Raw genomic sequence first — 13,473 nt, forward strand, 5'->3', positions numbered from 1 at the left:
GGCCGCGATGCGGCTGGTGGCGCGCGGCGCGGCGAAACTGATGGCGGCTGACGACGGCCCGCGCATCGGCGCGCTCGCCTTCGACGGCTGGGACACCCACGCCAATGAAGGCGGTCCGGTCGGCCGTCTGGCGCAGCTGCTCGGCGGCCTCGACGGTGCGCTGGCGGAATTTCAGAGCGGCCTCGGCGAGCGCTGGGGTGACACCGTGATCGTGGTCGCCACCGAGTTCGGCCGCACCGCGCGCATCAATGGCACCGAAGGCACCGACCACGGCACCGGCACCATCGCGCTGCTCGCGGGCGGCGCGGTGAAGGGCGGCCGCATGATCACGGACTGGCCGGGGTTGAAGCCCGCCAATCTCTACCAGGCCCGCGACCTCGCCGCGACCACCGACCTGCGCGCGGTGATGAAAGGCGTGCTGCACGACCAGTTCGGCGTCGGCGAGCGCGCGCTGGCGGAGACGGTGTTTCCGGACAGCGCACCGGTGAAGCCGATGAAGGGGCTGGTGGCTTAGCAATCGCCTCAATCACGATGTCGTCCCGGCCAAGCCAACGGGTCGGCGCGTTGCGCCGCCCGATGACAGGCTCCGCGCGAGCCGGGACCCATAACCACCGAATGCGGTTGTCGGAACGCGCTGGAGCTCAGTCTAACCGCGAACATCTGTGGTTATGGGTCCCTGCTTTCGCAGGGACGACAGCGAGTGTTACTTCGTAATCTCGTCGATCTCCGCCATCTCGTCCGCACTCAGCTTCCAGCTGATCGCTTTGACGTTTTGCTCGACCTGCTCGACGCGCGTGGCGCCGGCGATCACGCTTGAGACTTGCGGGCGGGCGGCGAGCCAGGAGAAGGCGAGTTCGAGCATGGTGTGGCCGCGCTCTTTCGCGAAGGCCTGCAGCTTCTCGACGATGTCCTCGTTGCGCGGCGTCACGTAGCGATCTTTCAACGCCGGCGCCTTGGCGAAGCGGGTGTCGGCGGGAGCTGCGGCACCGCGCTGGTATTTTCCGGTCAGGAGGCCGCTGGCGAGCGGGAAGAACGGCAACAGGCCGAGATTGTACTCTTGCGCCGCCGGCAACAGGTCCTTCTCGATGCTGCGCACCACGAGGCTGTACTCGTCCTGGCAGGAGACGAAGCGGGTGACATTCATCGCGCGTGCGACATACTCGGCTTCCGCGATGCGCCATGCCGGAAAGTTGGAGTTGCCGATGTAGCGCACCTTGCCCTGGCGGACGAGGTCGTCGAGCGCGCGTAGCGTTTCGTCGATCGGCGTCAGCGGATCGTAATCGTGCTGTTGGTAAAGATCGATGTAGTCGGTCTTGAGCCGGGTCAGGCTCGCTTCCACGGCTGAGATGATGTAGCGGCGCGATGCGCCCTGCTTGGTGCCATCGGCGGCCATCGGCTTGGCATATTTGGTTGCGAGCACGATGTCCTTGCGGCGGTCGCCCAGCACGGTGCCGAGCACGGTCTCCGAGCCACCCTGGCCGGCATAGATGTCGGCGGTGTCGAACAGGGTGATGCCGAGATCGATCGCCTTGTGGATCACCTTGCGCGAGGTCTCCAGATCGGTGCGCTGGCCGAAATTGTTGCAGCCGATACCGACCGCTGATACGCGCAGGCCGGAACCGCCGAGATTACGAATTTCCATGAGATAGTCCCGTGGGATGGGCGAATGACGGCGCGCATTGTCGCGCGGAGCACGGTGCCGGCCTACCGCCGATGGCGCATGGCAATGGCGCAAAAAAAGCGGTCCCGGTCAGACGCGGCGACTGACGGGGACCGCTCGGGGCGAAGATCCGAGACGGGGGGCCTGATCTTACGCAAGGCGAAGCCTAGCCGTGCATTGTAACGCGCCGGTGACACCTGATCTTTTTCACACGGCTTCCGCAGGCGTGTTCACAAGGCTTCCGTAGGCGTGCTCAGAAGACCTTGCGATAGATGACGAAGCCAGGTCTGTCCGCAACCTTGTCGTAAAGCTGCATCGCGGTGAGATTGGTCTCATGGGTCTGCCAGTAGACCCGCGGCGAGCCTGCGAGCTTCGCCTGCGTGTAGACGCCGTTGATCAGGGCGCGGCCGACGCCCTTGCCGCGCGCCGCCTCATTGGTGAAGAGATCCTGCAGATAGCAGGTCGGCTGGATCGCCGTGGTCGAGCGGTGAAACAGATAGTGCGTCAACCCGAGCAGTGTGCCGCCTCGGTCGGCGACCAGCGCGTGCATCGGCTCGTAGGCGTCGAAGAAACGCTGCCACGTCATCGCCGTGATCTCGGGTGCGAGCGCCGTCGGCCCCGAGCGCCCGTAGAACGCGTTGTAGCCGTCCCACAAAGGAAGCCACTGGGCGTAGTCGTCGCGGGTGACGAAGCGGATAGTGACGTCGTCGGACATGGGTGATCCTGCGTTGTGCGACGCGCGCGGGCGCCTCGCAACGTTCTATCGTCGGGGTCGGGCGGGATCAATCGCGGAGGATGCTGGTCCTCACTCGGCGGCGCGCAGCAGCCGCGCCAGATGCCACTCGCTGCCGCCGCGCAGCGAGCGATAGTACTCGGCCTTGCCGGGATCGTCGGTGTGCCGCACCAGGTCGGTCACCGGCGTGTAGCTCAGCATGCGGCCGCCGTCGGGCAGCGCGGTGCAGCTGAAGCGCAGCACCTCGCCGCCGGCGAGGTTGATGTTGATCGGCGTGGAGTCGCCCGCGCGCATCTTCTCGGTACGCTCGGCGATGAACGCGCTTAGCTCATCCTCGGGCATCTGCCACGCGCCGGTATCGCGACCGTGGTACATCAGCGCGATGAACGGCGGCTTGGAGTCGGCCTGCGCGTCGGACAGTGCGAAGTAGTCGCGAAAGGCGCGGTTGATGAATTTGGCACGGGTGTCGGCGTCGAGCAGCACGATGCCGATGTCGACCTGGTCGAGCGCAGCCGCGAGCCGCGATGCGGTAGCGTTGTGCTCCTGGTCCGCGGCGAAGGCGTCGATCCATTTCCGCCGCAGCAGTCCGGTGATCACGGCGGTGCCGGCGGCGGTTGCCGCCAGCATCAGCATGCGCACGATGTCGGAGGCGTCGTAACCGGGCGCGGCGCGATGATCGAGGAAGAACATCGCGGAAGCCGCGACCGCGATCGCGGCGCTGATCAGCCCGGAGGCGATGCCGTTGACGGAGCTCGCAAGCGCGACGATGCAGACGAATAGCGGCGCCGGATTCGGCACCGGCATCACGAGCCGATCGATCAGGAAGGCGGCGAGCGCTGTGGCAGCCGTCAGAGCCGGACCTGAAATTGCGTGCCAGTCGAACCGCATGCTCGTTCTCGCCACTCGTCGAACAAACAATAGGGCCGCAGTTTGACGACAGGTCCGCAACGTCACCGGCATTTCCGGTGCTAACGTTAAGGCGCCGCTGTCCCGGTCGTGCGAGCTTTCAAAGCGTTCAAATCAAATGATATGGACATCTGCGCGAACCTGGTTCCGTGCGCGCGGGTTAGCGCGTGCCCGCTTGCAAGAGGACATCGATGCCCGCCATTCCACCTTCGCTGCTGCCGATCCTGATGCTGTTCGCCTCGAACGTCTTCATGACTTTTGCCTGGTACGGTCATCTCAAGTTCAAGGGTCATCCGCTTCCCCTCGTCATCATGGTGAGCTGGGGCATCGCCTTCTTCGAATACTGGCTGGCGGTGCCGGCCAATCGCTGGGGCAGCGAGGTCTATAGTGCGGCGCAGCTCAAGACCATGCAGAAGGTGATCACGCTGGTCGTGTTCGCCTGCTTCTCGGTGCTGTACCTGAAGGAGCCGCTGGGCTGGAATCACGCGCTCGGATTTGCCTTTATCGCCGCCGGCGCGTTCTTCATCTTCCACAAATGGAGCTGACCGAGCCGGGTCTATCGGGTGGGAGCGGCGGCAGCCGGCGGCAGGATGCGCATGGGATAGGCGCGGCCTTCGCCCTGCGTGCCGGTCACGATCAGCAGCGATGCCGCCAGCAGGATCGCCACCGTCAACGTCACGGTCACAAGTCCGACGGGTGTCTTCATCGTTCGAGCCGTGCTGTCTCCACCGCGCCCCGGCGCGGACAGGTGCCAATATTCGAAGACGTGAGCTATGACAGGATCGGCATCGCCATGGTGACGTTGCTCGACAGCAGCGTGATCATGACCACAAGGCAGAGCGTCAATGCGCCGATCGCGAGCGACGCGGCGATCGCATTCGTTAGCCGGGAAGATGCCACTGGGGCAGGGCGGCTCTGGAAGCCTGCCGTGCCTGACGACCGTATCATGGTCTAAATCCTTCAAGGCGCGGGCGAATCACCCGCGACATCCGGGCGAAGCTGATGGCCATCGCGGGCAATATTGCGGCGGCCAAAACCGGGAAAGCGGCGGAAAAAGGGCGGAATCGGCGGTTTTGCCCACTGTTTGGGCAGTTTTCCCGCTGTCCCCGCTGTTCAGAGGCCGGCGACCAGGCGAGGCGGAGGCTCGGTCTCGGTTCCGGGCTGCCAATCCATCGTGACGAAGCCGGGCGCCTGCTCGACCCGTCGAAGCCAGGCCCGGATGGACGGGAAGGTCGTCAGGTCGAAGTCGCAGCGGTCGGCGACGTGGGTGTAGCCGTAGAGCGCGATGTCGGCGACCGTGAACTGTTCGGCGGCGAAATAGGCGTGGTCCTTGAGGTGATTTTCCATCACCTGCAATGCCGCATAGCCGCGCTCCATCCAGTCCTCCAGCGCGTGCGTCTGCAGGTCCCGTCCGCCCCTGACCAGCGACAGCCAGAAATAGGCCGCGCCGAGGTTCGGCTCCAGCGCGTGCTGCTCGAAGAACATCCACTGCAGCGCCTCGGCGCGCTCGATCCGCGATTCCGGCGCCAGCGGCGTGCCGATCGCGACATACCAGAGGATGGCGTTGGACTCGGCGAGATAGCGGCCCTCGGCGACCTCGAGCAGCGGCACTTGGCCGCTCGGGTTCTTGGCGAGGAATTCCGGGGTCCGGCTCTCGCCGCGCAGGATGTCGATCTCGATCGCTTCGTACGGGGTGTTCAGCACTGCCAGCGCCAGCCGCACCTTGTAGCTGTTGCCGGAGCGCTGCATCGAATAGAGCTTGTACATTGCGTCGGGGTTCACTCGCTCGGTAAAGACGGGACGTTCGAAGACTGCGCGGCTTGGCGCGCGCGGCCTGTCACACCGCAACGCGCCTAAACAATGATGCCGATGGGGGTGCGTCGCAAGTCCCGGATCGTGGAAAAAGTCGAAACGTCTACCGCACTGCACGCGCGCAGAACGATTCCATTCACATCTCAGAAAAACTCGGATCACGCTTCCGCGACACCCCGTGCGCCTCTCATCGATGTGCGCGCACCATGCGTCGTGGCGGCAAACGTTAACGCGCGCAGGATGGTGCGAGCCGTCGGTCGGAGGCGGCATAGCCGACATCGTGGGCGGACGCGCAGCGGCGCTGTGCGGCGCATTGTCCTCGGAGCAATCCGCATTCGACGCATGCGGTTGGAAGCCTTGCAGGCTAGCCTCTGCGGTCATCGCAGTCCTTGCCGGATATGAGCCATTTGGGTCCGGAACTTTTGGAATGTTGCGCACGCTTGAAGCCATGCGCGAAAGTTTTTGGGCTTTGCCGCCAAGCTTCTTGCGATGCAGCGGAGAGAGGCCTAGGGTGCGCCGATCCCATTCAAATCAAAGTCGTGGCCAACGGCTCACGACGTTTGCCAGGAGATGACAATGGCCTTCCTGTCCGCTGCGCTCGACCGTGTGAAGCCGTCCGCAACGATCGCGGTCACGGACAAAGCACGCGCGCTGAAAGCCGCGGGCCGCAACGTCATCGGCCTCGGCGCCGGCGAGCCGGACTTCGACACGCCCGCCAACATCAAGCTGGCGGCGATCCGCGCGATCGAGGCGGGCAAGACCAAGTATACCGACGTCGGCGGCATTCCCGAGTTGAAGGAAGCCATCATCAACAAGTTCTCACGCGAGAACGGCCTGACCTACAAGCCGAACCAGATCATCGTCGGCACCGGCGGCAAGCAGGTGCTCTACAATGCGCTGATGGCGACCATCAATCCGGGCGATGAAGTGATCATCCCAGCGCCGTACTGGGTCAGCTATCCCGAGATGGTGGCGCTCGCCGGCGGCGAGTCGGTGCCGGTGGTGTGTCCGGCGTCGACCGGTTTCAAGCTGCGTCCCGAAGATCTCGAGAAGGCGATCACGCCGAAGACCAAGTGGGTCATCCTTTGCTCGCCGTCGAACCCGACCGGCTCGGCCTATACGCGCAGCGAACTGAAGGCGCTCACGGACGTGCTGGTCAAGCATCCGCATGTCTGGGTGATGACCGACGACATGTACGAGCACCTGGTCTATGACGACTTCGTCTTCACCACGGCGGCACAGGTCGAGCCCAAGCTCTACGACCGCACCCTGACGGTCAACGGCGTGTCGAAGGCCTATTGCATGACCGGCTGGCGCATCGGCTATGCCGGCGGTCCGGCGCAACTGATCAAGGCGATGGCGACGATCCAGTCGCAGTCGACCTCGAACCCGTCGTCGATCGCGCAGTGGGCCTCCGTCGAGGCGCTCAACGGTCCGCAAGACTTCATCCCCGCGAACAACAAGGTGTTCAAGGAGCGGCGCGATCTCGTGGTGTCGATGCTCAACCAGGCGAGTGGCATCGAGTGCCCGCGTCCCGAAGGCGCGTTCTACGTCTATCCGTCGTGCGCCGGCACGATCGGCAAGACGGCGCCATCAGGCAAGGTGATCGGCAACGACGAGGACTTCGTCACAGAGTTGCTCGAGAGCGAAGGCGTTGCCGTCGTGCAGGGCTCGGCGTTCGGCCTCGGCCCCGCATTCCGCATCTCCTACGCCACCAAGACCTCGGACCTCGAGGACGCCTGCAAGCGCATCCAGCGCTTCTGCGGTAATCTGCGATAACTCGTTTCCGAAAGTGATGCGCTCCCGCACAAGGTGCGGGAGCGTTTTCGCGCATATAGCAGTCGAGGCAGTCGAGCACGCAGTCAATCGAAGACTGCCGTGTCAAATCACATCAAATCACATCCTGCTCATCAGCCGCGCGAGCGCGTTCGTCCTAATTGTCACACGGCGGAAGTTTTTACGGCATCATTACGGTCTGCCTTGTTTTGGACACGACCCTTCCTTCCTGTCCGCGCGCAATTTCAGTTCACCTGCGGAGACAGACCCAATGCGACTTTCGACACTCACCCTTGCCACGCTCGCGCTGCTGGCGCCGATCGCCACCGCCAACGCGGCGCCGCCTCAGGTTCAGGCCGGTGTCTTGCAATGCCAGGGCGGGCAGAATGTCGGCTTCGTCGTCGGCTCGGTCACCCAGCTCGAATGCGTGTTCCAGAGCGAAGGCCGCCGGCCGGAGCCCTATATTGCGACCGTGCGCCGCATCGGCCTCGACCTCGGCGTCACCGCGCAGACGCAGCTCGCCTGGGCCGTGGCCGCACCGGTCACCCGCGTTCCGCGCGGCGCACTTGCCGGCAGCTATGGCGGCGTCGGTGTCAACGCGTCGGTCGGCTTGGGTGCGGGCGGCAACTTCCTGGTCGGCGGTCCGGCGAATTCCTATGCGCTGCAGCCGATCAGCCTGCAGGGCCAGGCCGGCTTCAACGTCGCGGCCGGCATCGCCGGGCTCGACCTCGAGCCGGTTCGCGTTGGTGGGCCGCGCCGGCACTATCACCGCCGGCATCATCATCACCATCACCGCTAAGCCGGTGAAATTGAGAGGCCCGCGAAAGCGGGCCTCTTTTTTGTCTCCTCGATCGTCTCAGCACGGTTGAGAATGCCGGCGGTGAATCCGAGCCGTCCACTGGCAGCAAAGTGGCCACATCCGGTAACAATCTGAGGGTGAATCCCTCTAATTCTGGCCCCGCGTTCGATGTTATGGCATAGGGAACGCGGGCGCCGGGAACACGGCGCCCGTTTGGTTCTCTGCTCGCATCACGCCTTCAGCCGGAGACTTCCCAACATGCGTCGTTTCATCCTTCTCGCCGGTGCGGCCATCGCCACGCTGGCGGCCTCGATCGCGGGCGCCAATGCACAGCAGCCGATCCAGCGCGTGCGGGTCGGCGTCCTGGAATGCCGCGGCGGCGCAAGCATCGGATTTATCGTCGGCTCCGTGACCAATCTGGGTTGCGTGCTGCGGGCCGATGGCTTGCCGGAGGACCGTTACATCGCCACCATCCGCAAGGTCGGCATCGATCTCGGCATCACGCAGGAGTCGGCGCTGGCCTGGGGCGTCTACGCGCCGGTGGCACAGCTCGGGCCGGGCGCGCTCTCCGGCAACTACGCCGGCGCGCAAGGCAGCGCGACGCTCGGCGTCGGCGTCGGCGGCAACGTGCTGGTCGGCGGGTCCGACAACACGATCGCCTTGCAGCCGCTGAGCGTGCAGGGCCAGGTTGGCGTTAACCTCGCCGCCGGGCTGGAGGCTCTGGAGCTGCGTCCGGGTCGCTAAAGCGCGAGCTGGCCGAAGAAGCTGCGCGCCGCTTCGGCGACGAGGTCGGGCGCTTCGGCGTGAACGTAGTGCCCAGCATCGACGAAGCTGATGGACGGCTCCGTCCAGTATTCGCCAAGCCGGTCCGACCATTCGGGCGAGATCAACGGATCGCGGCGGCCCCAGAGAAAACGCGAGGGGACGCCGATGCGCGGCTTCGTCGGCAGTTTGCCTTCCAGCCAGAGGCGGCGATTGGGCGCGGAAGAGAGATACCAGTCGAAGCCGCCCTGAATGTTGCCCGGCTTCATGAAGTTATCGACATAGGCTTCCAGCAGATCGGCGAACACGGCGGGGTTGTCACCCGACCAGTGATCGAGGAAGTGGCGGAAATAGACCCGGCATGACTCGCGCGAGCTTCCGACGAGTTGCGCCGCCCAAGGGAGCTGCTGGAAATACTGGTACCAGACTTCGATCAAATGGCCGGGCTGGCCGTAACGCTGGCCAAGGCCGGGATAGGGCGTGCAGAGGTAAAGCGCGCCTTTGAGGCGCTGTGGCGCGTGATGGGACATCGCCTGCATGACATAGGCGCCGAGATCGCCGCCGATGACGCCGAACTCCTTAAATCCCAGCGCATCCATCACGCCGAACATATCGAGCGCATGCCGTTCGGCGGTGGCTGATGCATCCGGTCCGGGCGTCGGCTTGCCGGTATCGCCGCAGCCGCGCAGGTCGGGCGCGATCAGCTCGAAGCTGTCGCCGAGGCGCAGCATCACCGGGCGCCACACCAGCCAGAACTCCGGCCAGCCATGGAGCAGCAGTAGCGGCGGACCCTTGCCGAAGCGCGCCACATTCACGCGCAGGCCGTCGATGTCGATCTTCTGTTGGGTGATGCCTGCGGCGGTTGCGTCTGCCAGGGCCTTTTCCAGCGCCGTCATCCTGATCTCCTGTGGTTTCCCGCAGGCTGTCCGTGATCGCGCGTTTGGTCCAATACTCGTTCGATACAATTGCAGAGCTACGGCATATAGCGCGCCGTGATGGCGCGAAGCGGCTCGCGTGCTATAGCGTCGGCATGGGATTGCGACACCTGCGTTATTTCGTGGCGATCGGCGAGGAATTGAATTTCACGCGCGCAGCCGAGCGGCTGCATATCGCGCAGCCGCCGTTGAGTCAGCAGATCCGTCAGCTCGAGGAGGAGCTCGGCGTGACGCTGCTGCAGCGGAATAGCAGGCCGGTCCGGCGCACCGAGGCCGGTGAATTGTTTCTTGCGCGTGCACGGGTCCTGCTCGCGAGCCTTGACGATGCTGTCGCCGACACTAGGCGCGTCGGCCGTGGTCAGGCCGGCAAGCTGGCGATCGGGTTCGTCGGCTCGGCAATGTTTGCAGGTCTTCCCGACATCGTCGGCGCCTATCGCGACGAACATCCCGACGTCGCGCTTGTGCTCGACGAAATGCTTGCCGCCGATATCGCCGAGGCGTTGCGGCGGCGCCGGATCGATGTCGGAATTGCGCGCCCGGCGCTGTTGCCCGAAGCAGGTCTTGCCCAGCGTCTCATCCTGGAGGAGCCGTATGTCGCAGCACTGCCGCGCGCACATCCGTTGGCGGCGCGGAGCGACATTGCGCTCGGTGAGCTGTCTGACGATGCCTTCGTTCTCTATCCGGCGCGGCCGGAGCCTTCGGTCACCAGTCTGATCGTGACCGCCTGTCAGGCCGCCGGCTTCACGCCGCGTCTGGCGCAGGAGGTACTTCATCTGCAAACGGCGATCGGTTTGATCGCGGCCGGGGTCGGTGTATCGCTCGTTCCAAAGGCCGCGGCGCGCGCCCAGAGCGGTCGCGGCGTAGCGTATGTTCCGCTGACGGCGCCCGCGGTCGTCGCGCCGCTCACGATTGCGTGGCGCGAGGAAGATGCGTCTCCGGCCGTGCAACGATTGCTCGAAATAGCGACGCGCTGGCGCGCTATCGCGCCGGGACACGCGTAAGGAACTGCAGCGTAAGGCGCTGGAGTCCGAACGTTAACGGCGCGTCGCTCTGCCGCGGCAAAGCTGCACGACGCCGCACCGCAGCGGGGTTTTCCCGCTTGCCAAACGACCGACGAAGGCAGAGCATAAACGGTCGCCGACCCAATCACGGGCCGAGCTCCAACACGAGGAGGCGGCAATGGGACAAGACGTCAGAAGTCCCCGAGGTCCACGGTGCATTGCATTGGTGGGCCCATTCCAAAGCGGTAAAACCACACTTCTGGAAGCAATCCTGGCGCGCACGGGCGCCGTTAAGTCTGCCGGCAGCGTCGATGCCGGAACCTCCGTCGGCGATGCCAGCCCCGAGGCCCGCCAGCACAAGATGGGCGTAGGCCTGACCGCCGCCAGCACCACCTTCATGGGCGACAGTTACACCTTTATCGATTGTCCCGGTTCGGTCGAATTCGCGCACGATATGCGTGCTGCGTTGCCGGCCGTCGATGCCGCGGTTGTGGTTTGCGAGGCCGATGAGAAGAAGCTGCCGCAGTTGCAGATCATCCTGCGCGAGCTCGAGGATCTCGGCATTCCCCGATTCCTTTTCCTGAACAAGATCGATCGCGCCAACAAGCGCATCCGTGAGACGCTTGCCACCCTGCAGCCGGCCTCGCGCGTGCCGCTGGTGCTGCGCCAGATCCCGATCTGGAACGGCGATCTGATCGAGGGGTTCGTCGATCTCGCGCTGGAGCGCGCCTTCGTCTATCGCGAGCACAAGCCGTCTGAGGTCGTGGACCTCAACGGCGGCGATCTCGACCGCGAGAAGGAAGCGCGTTTCTCGATGCTGGAAAAGCTCGCGGATCACGACGACGCGCTGATGGAGCAACTGCTGGAGGATATCCAGCCGCCCCGCGACGCGGTGTTCGACGACCTCGCGCGCGAATTGCGCGACGGGCTGATCTGTCCGGTGCTGCTCGGCTCGGCGAACCGCGAGAACGGCGTGCTGCGACTGATGAAGGCACTGCGTCATGAGGCGCCCGGTGTCGCCGAGACCGCCCAGCGCCTCGGCATATCCGATACGAAGGATGCGCTGGCCTATGTGTTCAAGACCATGCATCTGCAGCACGGCGGCAAGCTGTCGCTGGCGCGTGTGCTCGTGGGCCGTCTCGACGACGGTGCGACGCTGCATTCGTCGTCCGGCGAGAGCGGGCGCGTCTCCGGCATCCTCGCGGTCTCGGGCGCGCATGACAGCAAGCGTCCGTCGGCCGAGGCTGGCGACGCCGTCGCGCTCGGCAAGCTCGACGCAATCAAGACCGGCGACACGCTATCGAGCGGCAAGACCGCGCCGGCCTCGCTGGTCAAGGTCGAGCCGGCCGCGCCGGTGTTGTCGATCTCGATCGCTGCGACCGACCGCAAGGACGACGTCAAGCTCGGCCAGGCGCTGTTGCGGCTGAACGAGGAGGATCCGTCGCTCACGATGATCCAGAACCCGCGCACCCACGACACCGTGTTATGGGGGCAGGGCGAGATGCATCTGCGCGTCGCGCAGGAGCGGCTGAAGGACCGCTTCGGCGTCAACGTCAAATCGCATCCACCGGCGATCGGCTACCAGGAAACCATCCGCAAGCCGATCACGCAGCGCGGCCGGCACAAGAAGCAGTCCGGCGGCCACGGCCAGTTCGGTGATGTCGTGCTCGACATCAAGCCGAAGCCGCGCGGGACCGGCTTTGAATTCCACGAGAAGGTGGTTGGTGGCGCGGTGCCGCGCAACTACATCGGTGCGGTGGAGGAGGGGGTCGTCGACGCGCTGGCGCGCGGGCCGCTCGGTTTCCCGGTGATCGATGTCGACGTCACGCTAACGGATGGATCCTATCATAGTGTCGATTCCTCCGACCTCGCGTTCCGCACCGCTGCGCGGATCGGGGTCACCGAAGGCCTTCCGCATTGCCAGCCGGTGCTGCTGGAGCCGATCCATATGGTCGAGATCGTCTGCCCGACGGAGGCGACCGCCAAGATCAACGCGATCCTGTCGGCACGCCGTGGCCAGATCCTCGGCTTCGACACCCGCGAGGGCTGGAGCGGCTGGGACTGTGTCCGCGCCACGATGCCGGAAGCCGAAATCGGCGACCTCATCGTGGAGTTGCGCTCGGCCACCGCCGGCGCCGGCAGCTTCACCCGCCAGTTCGACCGCATGGCCGAAGTGACCGGCCGTGCCGCCGACCAGATCATCGCCGCGCATCGCGACGCAGCTTGATCTTATTGTCATTCCGGAGCGCTCGCGCCAGCGAGCGAATCCGGAATCCCGAGATTTCCCGGTGCGCAATTGCGCACCTGAGGTATGGTCCCTCGGACCATACCGAAATGACCGATGAGATTCTCTTCTCACAGTTCCAAACGCATGCTTGAATCCCACCGCAATCTGGCGCTTGCGTGCGCGCTGAGTGGGCTTGCGGGCTATGTCGATGGTATCGGCTATCTGCATCTCGGCGGCCTGTTCGTCTCCTTCATGAGCGGCAACTCGACGCGGCTTGGCGTGACGCTCGCCGAGGGGCGTTGGGAGTTCGCCCTGGAGGCCTTCGGTTTGATCGTCCTGTTTGTCGCCGGCGCTGCGGCTGGCGGTTTGATCGTGCTCAGCCGCGTCGGGCATCGCCAGCGCCTGATCCTGCTCAGCGAGGCACTGCTGCTCACGGCTGCGGCCATCGTCTCCGCATTCGGCCTCCCCAACGTTGCGGTGGCGGCGATCGTGCTGGCGATGGGGCTCGAGAACGCGGTGTTCCAGGTCGAGGACGGTGCTGGGCTCGGCCTCACCTACGTCACCGGGGCGCTGGTGAGGGCCGGCCAACTCGTGGCCGCCGCGCTGACTGGCGGTTCGCGTTGGGCCTGGCTGCCCAACCTCTTGCTGTGGGCGGCGTTGGTTGCGGGGGCGTTGCTTGGGGCCATCGCCTACCACGCGATCAGGCTGGCCGCGGTCTGGTTCGCCGCTGGCGCGGCGTTCGGGCTCAGTGCGCTGGTTGCCACAACCGCGAAGCGAACGGATTGACAGCGACGGCGGCATGCCCGATGTCGTGGTCATGACATCCTCGACCAAAACCCGCGCCGCGTGCCTGATCGGCTGG

At 65.1% G+C, this 13,473-nt stretch carries 15 protein-coding genes; 9 read left to right on the top strand and 6 right to left on the bottom strand.

All coding sequences use genetic code 11. The features are described 5' to 3' along the window. The coding region (locus tag AS156_RS44890; RefSeq protein WP_245313039.1) for a DUF1501 domain-containing protein at positions 1-514 on the top strand (514 nt) is incomplete at its 5' end. Positions 515-703: 189 nt separating this feature from the next. Here the strand turns inward: AS156_RS44890 and AS156_RS24350 are convergent. The 3 genes from AS156_RS24350 to AS156_RS24360 form a co-directional block, all read right to left on the bottom strand. Next, positions 704-1,642: an aldo/keto reductase gene (locus tag AS156_RS24350; protein ID WP_066509559.1), complete on the bottom strand. Its 939-nt coding sequence runs from the start codon at positions 1,640-1,642 to the stop codon at positions 704-706. Positions 1,643-1,913: 271 nt separating this feature from the next. Then, on the bottom strand, positions 1,914-2,375 hold the full coding sequence (locus AS156_RS24355; protein WP_066509570.1) for a GNAT family N-acetyltransferase: 462 nt from the start codon (positions 2,373-2,375) through the stop codon (positions 1,914-1,916). 90 nt (positions 2,376-2,465) lie between these two features. Then, entirely contained in the window at positions 2,466-3,281 is an 816-nt protein-coding gene (locus tag AS156_RS24360; protein ID WP_066509572.1) for a PAS-domain containing protein, read from the bottom strand. A 209-nt stretch (positions 3,282-3,490) separates the two neighbouring features. Between AS156_RS24360 and AS156_RS24365 the strand changes: the two genes are divergently transcribed. Beyond that, positions 3,491-3,844, top strand: coding sequence for a DMT family protein (locus AS156_RS24365; RefSeq protein ID WP_066509575.1), 354 nt, complete (start codon positions 3,491-3,493; stop codon positions 3,842-3,844). A gap of 11 nt (positions 3,845-3,855) precedes the next feature. Here AS156_RS24365 and AS156_RS43470 read toward each other — a convergent pair whose 3' ends face one another. Further along, positions 3,856-4,005, bottom strand: coding sequence for a hypothetical protein (locus AS156_RS43470; protein ID WP_201456096.1), 150 nt, complete (start codon positions 4,003-4,005; stop codon positions 3,856-3,858). 42 nt (positions 4,006-4,047) lie between these two features. Between AS156_RS43470 and AS156_RS43475 the strand changes: the two genes are divergently transcribed. Next, on the top strand, positions 4,048-4,254 hold the full coding sequence (locus AS156_RS43475; RefSeq protein WP_201456097.1) for a hypothetical protein: 207 nt from the start codon (positions 4,048-4,050) through the stop codon (positions 4,252-4,254). Between the two features lie 158 nt (positions 4,255-4,412). Here AS156_RS43475 and AS156_RS24375 read toward each other — a convergent pair whose 3' ends face one another. After that, on the bottom strand, positions 4,413-5,066 hold the full coding sequence (locus tag AS156_RS24375) for a glutathione S-transferase family protein (protein ID WP_066509588.1): 654 nt from the start codon (positions 5,064-5,066) through the stop codon (positions 4,413-4,415). Between the two features lie 621 nt (positions 5,067-5,687). Between AS156_RS24375 and AS156_RS24380 the strand changes: the two genes are divergently transcribed. The 3 genes from AS156_RS24380 to AS156_RS24390 all read left to right on the top strand — a co-directional run bounded on the left by AS156_RS24380 (position 5,688) and on the right by AS156_RS24390 (position 8,430). Beyond that, on the top strand, positions 5,688-6,890 hold the full coding sequence (locus AS156_RS24380) for a pyridoxal phosphate-dependent aminotransferase (RefSeq protein WP_066509590.1): 1,203 nt from the start codon (positions 5,688-5,690) through the stop codon (positions 6,888-6,890). Positions 6,891-7,158: 268 nt separating this feature from the next. After that, positions 7,159-7,686, top strand: a complete 528-nt coding sequence (locus AS156_RS24385; RefSeq protein ID WP_066509592.1) for a DUF992 domain-containing protein — start codon at positions 7,159-7,161, stop codon at positions 7,684-7,686. 258 nt (positions 7,687-7,944) lie between these two features. Then, positions 7,945-8,430, top strand: a complete 486-nt coding sequence (locus AS156_RS24390; protein WP_066509598.1) for a DUF992 domain-containing protein — start codon at positions 7,945-7,947, stop codon at positions 8,428-8,430. Here AS156_RS24390 and AS156_RS24395 read toward each other — a convergent pair. Then, positions 8,427-9,344 (bottom strand): alpha/beta fold hydrolase, encoded by a 918-nt coding sequence (locus tag AS156_RS24395; protein WP_082747707.1) that lies wholly within the window; start codon positions 9,342-9,344, stop codon positions 8,427-8,429. The genes AS156_RS24390 and AS156_RS24395 overlap by 4 nt on opposite strands. A gap of 134 nt (positions 9,345-9,478) precedes the next feature. Between AS156_RS24395 and AS156_RS24400 the strand changes: the two genes are divergently transcribed. The 3 genes from AS156_RS24400 (at position 9,479) to AS156_RS24410 (ending at position 13,397) form a co-directional block, all read left to right on the top strand. After that, the gene (locus AS156_RS24400) at positions 9,479-10,384 is read left to right on the top strand and encodes a LysR substrate-binding domain-containing protein (RefSeq protein WP_066509605.1); all 906 of its coding nucleotides are present in this window, start codon (positions 9,479-9,481) and stop codon (positions 10,382-10,384) included. A gap of 178 nt (positions 10,385-10,562) precedes the next feature. Next, the gene (locus AS156_RS24405) at positions 10,563-12,611 is read left to right on the top strand and encodes an elongation factor G (protein WP_066509608.1); all 2,049 of its coding nucleotides are present in this window, start codon (positions 10,563-10,565) and stop codon (positions 12,609-12,611) included. A gap of 144 nt (positions 12,612-12,755) precedes the next feature. Then, positions 12,756-13,397 carry a YoaK family protein gene (locus AS156_RS24410; RefSeq protein ID WP_066509611.1) on the top strand — a complete coding sequence of 214 codons (642 nt, stop codon included), beginning with the start codon at positions 12,756-12,758 and terminating at the stop codon, positions 13,395-13,397. Positions 13,398-13,473: the final 76 nt, after the last annotated feature.

Origin of the sequence: Bradyrhizobium macuxiense (assembly GCF_001542415.1) — a bacterium.
Taxonomy (GTDB): domain Bacteria; phylum Pseudomonadota; class Alphaproteobacteria; order Rhizobiales; family Xanthobacteraceae; genus Bradyrhizobium; species Bradyrhizobium macuxiense.

Bases quoted from the DNA above. Each gene is read 5' to 3' on its own strand.
- AS156_RS24350 (WP_066509559.1), bottom strand. From the start codon at position 1,642: ATGGAAATTCGTAATCTCGGCGGTTCCGGCCTGCGCGTATCAGCGGTC.
- AS156_RS24355 (WP_066509570.1), bottom strand. From the start codon at position 2,375: ATGTCCGACGACGTCACTATCCGCTTCGTCACCCGCGACGACTACGCC.
- AS156_RS24360 (WP_066509572.1), bottom strand. From the start codon at position 3,281: ATGCGGTTCGACTGGCACGCAATTTCAGGTCCGGCTCTGACGGCTGCC.
- AS156_RS24365 (WP_066509575.1), top strand. From the start codon at position 3,491: ATGCCCGCCATTCCACCTTCGCTGCTGCCGATCCTGATGCTGTTCGCC.
- AS156_RS43470 (WP_201456096.1), bottom strand. From the start codon at position 4,005: ATGAAGACACCCGTCGGACTTGTGACCGTGACGTTGACGGTGGCGATC.
- AS156_RS24375 (WP_066509588.1), bottom strand. From the start codon at position 5,066: ATGTACAAGCTCTATTCGATGCAGCGCTCCGGCAACAGCTACAAGGTG.
- AS156_RS24380 (WP_066509590.1), top strand. From the start codon at position 5,688: ATGGCCTTCCTGTCCGCTGCGCTCGACCGTGTGAAGCCGTCCGCAACG.
- AS156_RS24385 (WP_066509592.1), top strand. From the start codon at position 7,159: ATGCGACTTTCGACACTCACCCTTGCCACGCTCGCGCTGCTGGCGCCG.
- AS156_RS24390 (WP_066509598.1), top strand. From the start codon at position 7,945: ATGCGTCGTTTCATCCTTCTCGCCGGTGCGGCCATCGCCACGCTGGCG.
- AS156_RS24395 (WP_082747707.1), bottom strand. From the start codon at position 9,344: ATGACGGCGCTGGAAAAGGCCCTGGCAGACGCAACCGCCGCAGGCATC.
- AS156_RS24400 (WP_066509605.1), top strand. From the start codon at position 9,479: ATGGGATTGCGACACCTGCGTTATTTCGTGGCGATCGGCGAGGAATTG.
- AS156_RS24405 (WP_066509608.1), top strand. From the start codon at position 10,563: ATGGGACAAGACGTCAGAAGTCCCCGAGGTCCACGGTGCATTGCATTG.
- AS156_RS24410 (WP_066509611.1), top strand. From the start codon at position 12,756: ATGCTTGAATCCCACCGCAATCTGGCGCTTGCGTGCGCGCTGAGTGGG.